Annotated in this window: 9 protein-coding genes; 2 read left to right on the forward strand and 7 right to left on the reverse strand. The window is 55.4% G+C overall.

What is annotated here, in order from left to right:
• Positions 1-25: 25 nt before the first annotated feature.
• Positions 26-442: a CopG family transcriptional regulator gene (locus KO116_RS15700; RefSeq protein WP_035563075.1), complete on the reverse strand. Its 417-nt coding sequence runs from the start codon at positions 440-442 to the stop codon at positions 26-28.
• Positions 443-637: 195 nt separating this feature from the next.
• On the opposite strand from KO116_RS15700, the gene KO116_RS15705 reads away from it, so the two are divergent.
• Together KO116_RS15705 and KO116_RS15710 are read left to right on the forward strand one after the other, a co-directional pair.
• Positions 638-1,756, forward strand: coding sequence for a glycosyltransferase family 4 protein (locus KO116_RS15705; RefSeq protein WP_035563072.1), 1,119 nt, complete (start codon positions 638-640; stop codon positions 1,754-1,756).
• Complete coding sequence (locus KO116_RS15710) at positions 1,734-2,756, forward strand: lysylphosphatidylglycerol synthase transmembrane domain-containing protein (protein ID WP_045812153.1); 1,023 nt, start codon at positions 1,734-1,736, stop codon at positions 2,754-2,756. Before KO116_RS15705 ends, KO116_RS15710 begins: the two co-directional genes overlap by 23 nt.
• 81 nt (positions 2,757-2,837) lie before the next feature.
• Here KO116_RS15710 and sucD read toward each other — a convergent pair whose 3' ends face one another.
• The 6 genes from sucD to KO116_RS15740 all read right to left on the reverse strand — a co-directional run bounded on the left by sucD (position 2,838) and on the right by KO116_RS15740 (position 12,142).
• Positions 2,838-3,710, reverse strand: coding sequence for a succinate--CoA ligase subunit alpha (gene sucD / locus KO116_RS15715; protein ID WP_035563069.1), 873 nt, complete (start codon positions 3,708-3,710; stop codon positions 2,838-2,840).
• Positions 3,710-4,876 (reverse strand): ADP-forming succinate--CoA ligase subunit beta, encoded by a 1,167-nt coding sequence (gene sucC / locus KO116_RS15720; RefSeq protein WP_008958560.1) that lies wholly within the window; start codon positions 4,874-4,876, stop codon positions 3,710-3,712. Before sucC ends, sucD begins: the two co-directional genes overlap by 1 nt.
• A 177-nt stretch (positions 4,877-5,053) precedes the next feature.
• Positions 5,054-6,493, reverse strand: a complete 1,440-nt coding sequence (gene lpdA, locus KO116_RS15725) for a dihydrolipoyl dehydrogenase (protein WP_035563066.1) — start codon at positions 6,491-6,493, stop codon at positions 5,054-5,056.
• A gap of 122 nt (positions 6,494-6,615) precedes the next feature.
• Positions 6,616-8,208: a 2-oxoglutarate dehydrogenase complex dihydrolipoyllysine-residue succinyltransferase gene (gene odhB, locus KO116_RS15730; protein WP_035563063.1), complete on the reverse strand. Its 1,593-nt coding sequence runs from the start codon at positions 8,206-8,208 to the stop codon at positions 6,616-6,618.
• A 38-nt stretch (positions 8,209-8,246) separates the two neighbouring features.
• Positions 8,247-11,081, reverse strand: a complete 2,835-nt coding sequence (locus tag KO116_RS15735) for a 2-oxoglutarate dehydrogenase E1 component (protein ID WP_035563102.1) — start codon at positions 11,079-11,081, stop codon at positions 8,247-8,249.
• 350 nt (positions 11,082-11,431) lie between these two features.
• Positions 11,432-12,142, reverse strand: coding sequence for a succinate dehydrogenase iron-sulfur subunit (locus KO116_RS15740; RefSeq protein ID WP_008958564.1), 711 nt, complete (start codon positions 12,140-12,142; stop codon positions 11,432-11,434).
• Positions 12,143-12,164: the final 22 nt, after the last annotated feature.

Here is a 12,164-nt window from a genome sequence, read left to right on the forward strand (position 1 = left end):
GTGTTTATTGAGTGAGCCTGAGCCCTTAGTGGATGCGATCTGCCAGAGCGGCCTTAACCGCTTTACTGGCGTGCAAGGCGCCCAGAACTACCACGGATTCGATAGTGGCGAGAGCCAGCTCAGGCGTTACGTCATCGGCTATGCTGGCCATGCCCAGCACCTGGATTTGTAACGTCTCGCCTGTCGCTTGCAGGGCTTCCAAATCTGCACGGCTATAGTGCTCAAGCCCGAGTACAAACGACTTTCGGGACACGGTCTCCTTGACCACCTCCGCATGAGTCGCCAGTTGATTACGAATGGCCGTGCGGATTAGATCCGTTCGGTTGGAGTAAAACCCTTCCTGCACCAGCAGGTCGATCTGCCCTAAGTCAACCAAGCCCAGATTAATGGTGATCTTCTCGCTGGAGTCACCGCTTTTACGACGCAGTTCATGCACGCTCATGTGTCATTGCCTCTTTTGCAGCGAAATAATCCATACACCATCCATATGGATGGTAATAATAGACATTAATCAGCAATAGTCCAGCTAATAGCGTAAATAAACGCTCACCCCGCCCCCTGCAAAGCCACTGTCGCTGAACTGACTTATTTCTCCTTTATGGTGAAACGATGACACTCTTTGTGGTTGGAGGTTAGCTTGCACATTGCCGATGTGACGATGTTCCATGCACCCGCCAGCGGCGGTGTACGTACCTATCTACAGGCCAAACACCGTGTTTTTTCACGTATCCCACAGCTGCGTACCAGCCTGCTGGTGCCGGGGGCGGAGCGCGATAGCCTGGGTGACCACCACACCTTACCGGCGCTACACCTGCCTCTAGGCCAGGGCTATCGTTTCCCACTACGTGGCTCCCCCTGGCGGGATGCCCTGATTGATCTAAAGCCTGATCTTATTGAGGCTGGCGACCCGTACGTAACCGCATGGGCGGCGTTAGCCGCGGGGCAGCGACTCGGCGTGCCGGTGGTCGGCTTCTATCACTCTGATCTTCCACGTTTGATGGGTGATCGCTTAGGGCGCTACGTTGAGAAGCGCTTAACCCGCTATGTAGCGGACCTTTATAGTCGGTTCGATAGCGTATTGGCGCCCTGTAACGCGATGGCAGATCGGCTGCGCGACTGGGGCGTCGACAATGTTCGCGTGCAGCCGTTGGGTGTCGATTTAGCGCAATTTAATCCCCAGCAGCGTGACCCGACGTTCCGCCAGACCATGGGCATACCCAGCGATAAAAAGCTGCTGATCTTTGTGGGACGTAACTCACGCGAGAAAAATCTTGATGTACTGCTTTCAACGATGCGTCAGCTAGACAGCGATTACCATTTGCTGTTGATGGGCCCCGGTATGCCGCATCACGTACCCAGCAATGTCACCATTGTGGATCGCTGCTGTGGTGCCCACGAGGTCGCCAAAGCACTGGCCAGTAGCGACGCTCTGCTGCACGCAGGCACCCGCGAAACCTTCGGCTTAGTTGCCCAGGAAGCCATGGCCTGCGGCATTCCAGTGGTAGCAGTCAGGGCCGGGGCGCTGGCCGAAAACGTGCCGTTGGGAGCGGGTATTTTATGCAAACCGCTCGACCCCACTGCCATGGCTGAGGCCTGTCTAGCGCTGTTTAGTAATGATATCGCTGCTAGCGGGCGCTATGCGCGTCGCCATGTCGAGCGCCATTTCAACTGGGATGGTGTTATGCACTCGCTGCTTGAGCACTATCAGCAGCTTTGCCACGGCAGCCAACCCTATGCACTCCACCAACACCACTAGTCGTCGCCAGCTACTGAAGTGGCGGCCTATCCACGGCGTAATGATTGCCTTGGCGCTGATTGCGCCGCTGGTGCTCACCGCCTGGCTGGGTGGAGCCGAGGCGCTGCAGCGCGTCAAACACTTCCCACTGGGGTTGCTGCTATTGATGCTGGTGATGGCCGTTCTGTGCTGGAACCTGAATGCAGCTAGGCTACGTTTGATGCTGGGGGGCCGTGCAGGCAGGCTCGGCCAGCGCGGCGCGCTAGGGATTGAACTAGCTTCTAAGTTTGCGCTGTGCGCCACCCCAGGCGGCAGCGGTGGCCTAGCGACCCTGCTGTTGCTGCTTGCACGGCGCGGCTTTCCGCCTGCCAAAGGCGCGGCAGTGTTTCTGATTGATCAAGGCTGTGACTTACTGTTTTTCCTGGCCATGTTGAGCGGCCTGGTGCTCTTTTCGGCGCTCAGCGATACCCAGTGGCCACACCAATCTCTCGTACAATGGGCGCTGGTGGGGTTAGCGTTCATGGCGACGCTGGTGAGTGTGGTCATGCGCTATCTACCAAGTCTACTGCGCTCACCCGGCGTGAACACGCCGTGGCCAAGCCAGTATCGCCGACGTTGGCTTGCACGGCGCCTTTTGCGCTGTCGGCATGCACTCAAGGTGACGCTAGAGCTGCCGCGCACGACGCTTCTTGCGATGATGCTATTGACCACCGCCCATTGGCTGATGCGCTACAGCTTGCTCTATTTGGCGGTTCTGGGAGTAGGCGGCCATGCAGACTGGATGTGGACCTTCTTGACTCAAATGCTGGCGATGGCCGCGAGTCAGCTTAGCTTTCTGCCTGGTGGCGCGGGCGCTGCGGAGGTGGGCGTGGGTGGTCTGTTGCTGCCGCTAATGGAGCGCGAACAGGCCGCCGCAGCGGTATTGGTGTGGCGATTGGTCAGCTACCATCTTTACTTGGCGGCAGGCGCACCGCTGTTTGTGCTGTATAGCTACCGAATGCTGCGTCGCTCGGCGCCATAGCAGTATTATTAAATAGCACGCAGAAATAAATAAGGGCGCCCCGAGGGGCGCCCTTATAGCGTGCAGCTAAACGTTCATGGCTTACCAGCCAGTCACTTCTTTCAGCGCATCACCGATTTCAGCCAAAGAGCGCACGGTTCTAACACCGGCGTCTTCCAGGGCCGCAAACTTCTCGTCAGCGGTGCCTTTACCGCCAGAGATGATGGCGCCCGCGTGGCCCATACGCTTGCCAGGAGGTGCAGTCACACCGGCAATGTAGGAAACCACGGGCTTGGAAACGTTGGCTTTGATGTAAGCTGCCGCTTCTTCTTCAGCCGTACCGCCGATTTCACCGATCATCACGATGGCTTCGGTTTTCGGGTCCTTCTCGAACATTTCGAGGATGTCGATGAAGTTAGAGCCCGGAATCGGGTCACCGCCGATACCCACACAGGTAGACTGACCGAAACCGTGATCAGTGGTCTGCTTAACGGCTTCATAGGTCAAGGTACCAGAACGAGATACGATACCTACGCGGCCCGGCTGGTGAATGTGACCCGGCATGATGCCGATTTTGCATTCGCCAGGAGTGATAACACCCGGGCAGTTCGGGCCGATCAGGCGTACGCCCAGCTCGTCACACTTCACTTTCGCTTCGAGCATGTCGAGCGTAGCGATGCCTTCAGTGATGCACACAATTAGCTTGATACCGGCAAACGCCGCTTCAAGGATTGAGTCTTTACAGAACGGCGCCGGTACGTAGATAACGCTGGCTTCCGCGCCGGTTTTCGCTACCGCTTCTTTCACGGTATTGAAAACGGGCAGACCGAGGTGCTCTTGGCCGCCTTTGCCCGGTGTAACACCACCGACCATTTTCGTGCCATAGGCAATCGCCTGCTCGGAGTGGAACGTGCCCTGGCCACCGGTAAAGCCCTGGCAGATGACCTTGGTGTTCTTATCGATCAGGATGCTCATTACTTGCCCTCCGCCGCTTTAACGACCTGCTGAGCCGCGTCGGTCAGACTAGTAGCCGCGATAATGTTCAAACCGCTAGATGCTAGTTTTTCAGCACCCAGTTCGGCGTTGTTACCTTCCAGACGTACGACTACCGGCACATTGACGCCCACTTGCTCAACGGCACCGATAATGCCTTCAGCAATCATGTCGCAACGTACGATACCGCCGAAAATGTTAACCAGTACGGCTTTAACATTGTCATCCGACAGGATGATTTTGAACGCTTCTGCCACGCGCTCCTTGGTGGCGCCGCCGCCAACGTCCAAGAAGTTAGCGGGCTTGCCGCCGCTCAGGTTGACGATGTCCATGGTGCCCATGGCCAAACCTGCGCCGTTCACCATGCAGCCGATGTTGCCATCAAGCGCTACGTAGTTAAGTTCCCACTTCGCCGCATCGGCTTCACGCTGATCTTCTTGCGAAGGATCACGCATGGCCTGCAGGTCAGGGTGACGGTATAGCGCGTTGCTATCCAGACCCAGTTTGGCGTCGAGGCAGTGCAGATTGCCTTCTTCAGTGACGACCAGCGGGTTAATTTCCAACAGGGCCAGGTCTTTGTCGTGGAACAACTGAGACAGACCTAAGAAAATCTTGGTGAACTGCTTGATCTGGTCGCCTTTCAGGCCCAGCGCAAAGGCTAGCTCACGCGCTTGGTACGGCTGTGCGCCGACCAGCGGATCGATTTCAGCTTTGAGAATCTTTTCCGGCGTCTCTTCTGCAACCGTCTCGATCTCTACACCACCTTCGGTAGAGGCCATGAAGACCACACGACGGGTAGTACGGTCGACAACGGCACCGAGATAGAGCTCGTCGGCGATGTCAGTGCAGGTCTCAACCAAAATCTTGGCAACCGGCTGACCTTTTTCGTCAGTCTGGAAGGTAACCAAGTTCTTGCCTAGCCACTTTTCAGCAAATGCTTTGGCTTCAGCCGGGTCTTTGATCAGCTTAACGCCACCCGCTTTACCACGGCCACCGGCGTGCACCTGGGCTTTAACCACCCACATGTCACCACCGATTTTTTTGCAAGCCTCTTCCGCTTCTTCGGGAGTGTCGACTGCAAAGCCTTTAGACACTGGTAGACCATAATCGGCAAACAGCTGTTTACCTTGATACTCGTGAAGATTCATCGATTCATGCCATTGGTTGCATGTGACTCGAACGATGATCAGTTCTTTTTTAAGAGCAGTCTTACAAAAACGGTCTTAAAAGAACTGGTCATCCCCGTTCTTTCGATCTTTGTTTGTTACCACAAAGCCGAAAGTTTGCGCCACCCATAAAAGGTGGCGCTTCGTTGTTTAACTAAATTACTTACGCTTCTTGCGATTGGCCATATGAATCGCATGGCCATCTACCGCAAGCGCTGCTTCGTGAACAGCTTCCGACATGGTCGGGTGCGCGTAGCAGGTCAGGGCCAGGTCTTCGGCACTAGAGCCGAATTCCATGGCAATCACGCCTTGGGCGATCATCTCACCAGCGTGTTGACCCACGATGTGCATACCGAGAATACGGTCAGTTTCCGCATCGGCGATAATTTTGGCACTGCCTTCGGTGGCGTTGTTAGCCATCGCACGGCCGCTTGCCGCGAACGGGAAGGTACCGGTTTTGACTTCGATGCCTTTCGCTTTAGCGTCTTGCTCAGTCATACCGACCCATGCCACTTCCGGGTAGGTATAAATGACGCTAGGAATCGCGTCGTAGTTCATCTCGGCTTTATGGCCAGCGATGATATCCGCCACCATGATGCCCTCTTCAGAGGCTTTGTGCGCCAGCATTGGTCCGCGTACACAGTCACCAATGGCGTAAACGCCCGGGACGTTGGTACGGCACTGGTCGTCAACAAAGATAAAGCCACGCTCATCCAGTTCAACGCTAACACCGTCGGCAATCACGCCTTTGGTGTATGGGCGACGGCCGACACAAACGATGAGTTTATCAAATGTCATCTCTTGTTCGCCGTTGGCATCGCTGTACTTCACAACGACTTCGTCGCCTTTGACTTCAGAACCGGTCACGCGAGCGCCCAATTTGATATCCAGCCCCTGCTTCTTAAGCAGTTTCTGCGTCTCTTTGGCGACGGTGGTGTCCACCATGGGCAGGAACGAGTCCATAGCTTCAAGTACGGTAACTTCAGAGCCGAGACGGTTCCATACGCTGCCCAGCTCAAGGCCGATGATACCGGCACCAATCACACCCAAACGCTTGGGTGTTTCAGTGAACTCAAGCGCGCCGGTTGAATCAACAATCAGGCCTTCAGTCAGTGGCGTCGGCGGAATTTCTACCGGCACTGAACCCGCTGCAATCACAATGTTGTCGGCGTCGTAAGTAGTGGTGTTGCCATCGGTATCGGTGACTTCAACCTGCTTGCCGGAAACCACTTTACCGGTACCTTCGATGGCGGTTACGCCATTGGCCTTGAACAAGCCAGAGATGCCGCCGGTCAAGTTCTTAACGATCTTGTCCTTGCGGGCCATCATCTTGGTAACGTCCATGGAAACGTCGCCAGCCTGGATACCCATATCGTCGAAATCGTGCTTGGCTTCAACGAACTTGTGGGAGGCTTCAAGCAGCGCTTTAGACGGGATACAGCCCACGTTCAAGCAGGTGCCACCGTGAACGACATTGCCTTCTTTACCAATCCATTTTTCAACACAGGCCGCTTTCAGGCCCATCTGTGCAGCACGAATGGCGGCAACGTAACCGCCAGGGCCGGCACCGATAACGATCACATCAAACTTATCAGCCATGTTGGCTCCTTTAGCTTGCTGGCCTCCCCCCATTTTAACGCGACTGGGTGGGAGGCTGTGTGCGAGTGCAGTTAAATCCTGGTTTAAGCAGTAGCGTACTCAATAAAGATGACGCTTATACTTTAGACATCCAGCAGCAGACGAGCCGGGTCTTCCAGCAATTCTTTCAAGGTAACCAAGAATTGAACGGCGTCTTTGCCGTCGATCATACGGTGGTCGTAAGAGAGCGCCAGATACATCATCGGACGAATCTCGACCTTGCCGTTAACTGCCATCGGACGATCCTGGATTTTGTGCATGCCCAGAATGGCGGTTTGCGGCGGGTTGATGATCGGGGTCGACATCAACGAGCCAAAAGTACCACCGTTGGTGATGGTAAAGGTGCCGCCGATCATGTCGTCCATGCCCAGCTTACCGTCACGACCACGCTTGCCGAAATCGACAATTTTGCGCTCGACGTCAGCAATTTTCATGCTGTCGGTGTCGCGCAGTACCGGCACGACCAGACCACGGTCGGTGGAAACGGCAACGCCGATATCCTGGTAACCGTGATAAACGATGTCGGTGCCGTCGATAGAGGCGTTCACGTCCGGATAACGTTTGAGCGCTTCTGAAGCTGCTTTGACAAAGAAGCCCATAAAGCCCAGTTTGATATCGTGAGCTTTTAAGAACGTCTCTTTGTACTGCGCACGCAGGGCCATGATCTCGGTCATGTCCACTTCGTTATAGGTCGTCAGCATCGCCGCCGTTTGCTGCGCCTGAACCAAGCGCTTGGCGATGGTTTGACGCAGGCGGCTCATCGGCACGCGCTTCTCGATGCGCTCCCCCTCGGCCGCCGGTGCAGCAGCCGATTTCGCCGGTGCCGCTGATTTGGCTGCTTTCTTGGCGGAACCGTCTTTGACCGCTTTCTGTACGTCTTCTTTCAGGATGCGGCCACCTTTTCCGGTGCCCTTAATCTTGGCAACGTCCAGGTCGTGCTCAGCCACCATTTTACGCGCAGCCGGAGCGAGGATCTTGTCACCGACTTTCTCATCGGCGCCATCGTCGTCGCTGCTGGTGTCAGCTTTAGCAGGCGCTGCATCGCCGCCGCTTTCGCTACCACTGCTGTCGCCACCGGCGCCTTCGGTAAAGGTCGCGAGAATCGCTTCGGATTCGACCTGGCTACCCTCTTCGGCTTTAATTTCAGCCAGGGCGCCATCGGCCGGCGCAACCACTTCCAGTACGACTTTATCGGTTTCGATGTCGGCCAGCACCTCATCGCGCTTGACCGCTTCGCCGACTTTTTTGTGCCAAGTGGCCACGGTGCCTTCCTGAATCGACTCAGGGAAGCTCGGGGCTTTTACGTCGTGCTGCTTGCCGCCACCGCTACTGGCAGGCTTTTCTTGCTTCTCTTCAGACGCCTTAACGTCAGACTTCTCTTCGGATTTTTCAGCGCTATCATCGCTAGAAGATTTCTCTTCCTTGCTGCCTGACGCACTGCCTTCACCGATTTTGCCCAGCACCTGCTCTGACTGAACGGTATCGCCCTCTTCGGCCATGACGTCGGTCAGGGTACCCGCTTCCGGTGCGACGACTTCAAGCACCACTTTGTCGGTTTCAATCTCAACAATCAGCTCGTCACGCTCAACGCTGTCACCCGGCTTTTTATGCCACGCCGCCACTGTGCCTTCGGCAACGGATTCCGGAAAGGTTGGCGCTTTGATCTCAGTAGCCATGTCGTTTCCCTTATGTGTTCTCTAAATCCGGTGGCCGCTTATAAATTAAAAGCGTCTTCCACCAGCTGGCGCTGCTGTTCAGTATGGACGGACATATAGCCAGCTGCTGGTGCAGCAGAGGCAGGACGTCCTGCAAATTTCAACTCGCGTCCGAAGCCATCTTTCAGCATATCGGCCACTGCACGCATATTGTGCTGACTGGAGTACCAAGCGCCCTGATTAAGCGGTTCTTCCTGGCACCACACAATGTCTTCTACATTGGTATAGCCTTGCAGCGCTTCCAGAAGCTCTTCTTTCGGGAAGGGATAAAGCTGCTCAACACGCAAGATTGCCGTGTCATGGCGCTCATTCTCGGCGCGCCAAGCGGCTAAGTCGTAGTAGACCTTGCCAGCACAAAGTACAACGCGGGTGACCTTCTCCGGCGCAAGATCGGCTTGATCAGCGAGCACCATATGGAACTTGCCGTGGGCCAGATCTTCAAGGCTCGACGTCGCTTCTTTATGACGCAGCAGCGATTTAGGCGTCATTACGATGAGCGGCTTACGCAGCGGACGAATCACCTGACGACGCAATAGATGATAAATCTGCGCGGGGGTCGTCGGTACGCACACCTGCATATTGTGCTCAGCACACATTTGCAGGAAACGCTCCAAGCGTGCCGAAGAGTGCTCCGGACCCTGGCCTTCGTAGCCGTGTGGTAACAGCATGGTCAAACCACACACCCGGCCCCACTTCGTCTCACCGGAGGAGATGAACTGGTCAACGACGACCTGTGCGCCGTTAAAGAAGTCACCAAACTGGGCTTCCCAGATCACTAAATCATTCGGTGCTGTGGTGGAGTAGCCATACTCGAACGCCAGCACGGCTTCTTCCGAGAGGAAGGAGTCATGAATAGTAAAGCGCGGTTGACCATCGGCCATGTTCTGCAGCGGAACATAAGTGGTGCCATCTTTCTGGTTATGCACCACCGCATGGCGGTGGGAGAAAGTGCCGCGGCCCACGTCTTGCCCGGTAATCCGAATCGGGTGACCCTGCTCTAACAGCGTGGCGTAGGCTAACGTTTCCGCAAAGCCCCAGTTCAGTGCCAAACCACCGGCCTGCATTTTACGGCGATCTTCATAAATCTTGGCGACTTGACGCTGAACGTCGACGCCATCCGGCACCTCGCACATACGGGCAGCCAACTGCTGCAGACGCTTCATATCAATCGTCGTGTCTGCATCGCCGGTCCACTCGTGGCCCAGGTAAGGCGCCCAATCAACGAATAGAGAGGCATTGGGCTCTTGCACCAACGCATTGGCTACGTGGTTACCCGCCACCAGGTCATCACGATAGGTCTCTATCATCGCTTTGGCGGACTCTTCAGAGAGCACACCCTGATCAACCAGGCGCTTGGCATAAAGCGAGCGCGCAGAGGGGTGATCTTTTATTTTGGCATACATCATCGGCTGCGTGCCTGACGGCTCATCAGCTTCGTTGTGGCCACGGCGACGGTAGCAGACCAGATCGATCACCACGTCTTTCTTAAACTGCTGACGGTAATCAAGGGCTACTTGAGTGGCGTGCAGCACTGCATCCGGGTCATCGCCATTAACATGGAAAATAGGCGCTTGAACCATCTTGGCAATATCAGTGCAGTATTCTGTGGAGCGTGCATCCAGCGGATGCGAGGTGGTGAAGCCCACTTGGTTGTTAATCACAATGTGGACCGTGCCACCGGTTTTAAAAGCACGGGTCTGGGACATCTGGAATGTCTCCATCACCACGCCTTGACCGGCAAACGCTGCATCGCCGTGGACGTTGATCGGCAGCACTTTGCTACCCTCTTCGTCGTTACGGCGATCTTGGCGGGCACGCACCGAACCTTCCACGACGGGTGCAACGATTTCCAGGTGCGATGGGTTAAACGACATCGCCAAATGGACTTCGCCGCCCGGGGACATGACGTTCGAACTGAAGCCCTGGTGGTACTTCACGTCACCTGAGCCACGCTCAATCACTTTCTTGCCGTCAAACTCATCGATCAAGTCAGCTGGGTTTTTACCCAAAATATTGACCAATAGGTTGAGTCGCCCACGGTGTGCCATGCCAATGACCACTTCCTTGGTGCCATAACCGCCGGCACGCTGGATGAGTTCATCCATCATTGGCACAAACGTTTCACCGCCTTCAAGACCAAAGCGCTTGGTACCTGGATACTTGGATGCCAGGTAATTCTCCAAACCTTCAGCGGCCGTCAAACGCTCCAGTACGTGCTTACGCACATCAGCACTGAAATCAGGCGCACTGCGTACCGACTCGAAACGTCGCTGTAACCAACGTTTCTCTTCCGTATCGACGATATGCATGATCTCGCAGCCGATGGAGCGGCAGTATGTGCGCTCCAACGCATCAACGATGTCACGCAGTGGCGCTTTGTCGATACCTAAAAAGAAAGAACCGGTTTGGAACTCGGTGTCCAAATCAGCTTTTGAGAGCTGATGAAAGGACAGATCAAGATCGGGGACGGGGGTGGGATTACGCAGTCCTAGCGGGTCGATATTGGCCTTTTGATGGCCACGGAAGCGGTAGGCGTTAATCAGCTGCAGGACTTTTACCTGCTTTTTGTTTTCACCGCTATCGGCAGCGGCGACTACACGGCCCGGACGACTTTCGCGCCCCAGCTGGTAGAACTGATCACGGACTGGGCTTAGTGGAACATCGTGGGAGGCACTGCCCTCGGGACGCGGCAACTCATCAAAATAGCTGCGCCATTCGTCAGGGACAGACTCAGGATCGGCGAGGTACTGCTCGTAAAGCGCCTCCACGTAGTGAACATTGCCGCCACTAACGTGAGAGGAACGCCACATCAACTCCATTATGCCTTGTTGCATCTCTCGGTCACCCTGCACTGATGGGGTGGTATCGGTATCGTCGCAAACGTGCGGCGACATCGCTATTGCCCTGCCGGCGGGGCGGGACGTTTGCCGGCGGCGCCGGCCAACGGCCGGAAACCCTATTCATCTAACTATTCATTATCTAACGCGTCATACGGTGTTTCGTCTTCAGTTCATGCTCGAAAGCCGGTACCCAAGGCACCGGCTTTCAAACTTGTCTGACCAGCGGTGCGACGTGACGCCGCACCACGTGACAAACCCTATGATAACAAGCGAAGCGCCATGATTTAAGTGGCATTGTTACCCAACTTAAGTGGCACACGCTTTTTTACTCAAATGTCATGAACTTAGGTAGCATCAGCGAGAAGCATTTCGCGAATTTTACCAATCGCCCGAGTGGGATTTAGGCCTTTTGGACAAACCGCCACACAGTTCATTATGCCACGGCAACGGAACACCGAGAACGGATCTTCCAGATTGCTCAACCGCTCGCTGGTAGCCGTGTCACGTGAATCGGCCAGGAAACGGTAAGACTGCAGCAAACCGGCTGGGCCAACAAACTTCTCTGGGTTCCACCAGAACGACGGGCAAGACGTTGAGCAGCAGGCGCACAGAATACACTCATACAAGCCATCAAGCTTGTCGCGCTCTTCCGGCGACTGCAGGCGCTCAATGGCAGGCGGCGGCGTGTCGTTTTGCAGATACGGCTGAATACGCTCGTACTGCTTATAGAACAAGCCCATATCGACCACCATATCGCGAATAACCGGCAAGCCTGGCAGCGGACGCAGCACCAGCTTGTTGTTCTTCACAACGTCTGACAAAGGCGTAATACACGCCAAGCCATTTTTGCCGTTCATGTTCATGCCGTCAGAACCGCAAACACCCTCACGGCAGCTACGGCGAAACGCCAAACCGCTGTCTTGCTCTTTCATCATATGAAGAACATCCAGCACCATCACATCGCGGCCTTTGGTATCGACCTGAAACTCCTGCATGTAAGGTGCGGAGTCGGTTTCCGGATTGTAGCGGTATACGGATACCTGAAGATTGGACATAGTGACTCCCTCTCGTCTATGC

Origin of the sequence: Halomonas sp. KO116, from assembly GCF_000734975.2 — a bacterium.
Lineage (GTDB): Bacteria > Pseudomonadota > Gammaproteobacteria > Pseudomonadales > Halomonadaceae > Vreelandella > Vreelandella glaciei.

What these genes read in the sequence shown, in the direction of transcription:
- KO116_RS15700 (WP_035563075.1), bottom strand. Translation starts at nt 442, where the DNA reads ATGAGCGTGCATGAACTGCGTCGTAAAAGCGGTGACTCCAGCGAGAAG.
- KO116_RS15710 (WP_045812153.1), top strand. Translation starts at nt 1,734, where the DNA reads ATGCACTCCACCAACACCACTAGTCGTCGCCAGCTACTGAAGTGGCGG.
- lpdA (WP_035563066.1), bottom strand. Translation starts at nt 6,493, where the DNA reads ATGGCTGATAAGTTTGATGTGATCGTTATCGGTGCCGGCCCTGGCGGT.
- odhB (WP_035563063.1), bottom strand. Translation starts at nt 8,208, where the DNA reads ATGGCTACTGAGATCAAAGCGCCAACCTTTCCGGAATCCGTTGCCGAA.
- KO116_RS15740 (WP_008958564.1), bottom strand. Translation starts at nt 12,142, where the DNA reads ATGTCCAATCTTCAGGTATCCGTATACCGCTACAATCCGGAAACCGAC.
- sucC (WP_008958560.1), bottom strand. Translation starts at nt 4,876, where the DNA reads ATGAATCTTCACGAGTATCAAGGTAAACAGCTGTTTGCCGATTATGGT.
- sucD (WP_035563069.1), bottom strand. Translation starts at nt 3,710, where the DNA reads ATGAGCATCCTGATCGATAAGAACACCAAGGTCATCTGCCAGGGCTTT.
- KO116_RS15735 (WP_035563102.1), bottom strand. Translation starts at nt 11,081, where the DNA reads ATGCAACAAGGCATAATGGAGTTGATGTGGCGTTCCTCTCACGTTAGT.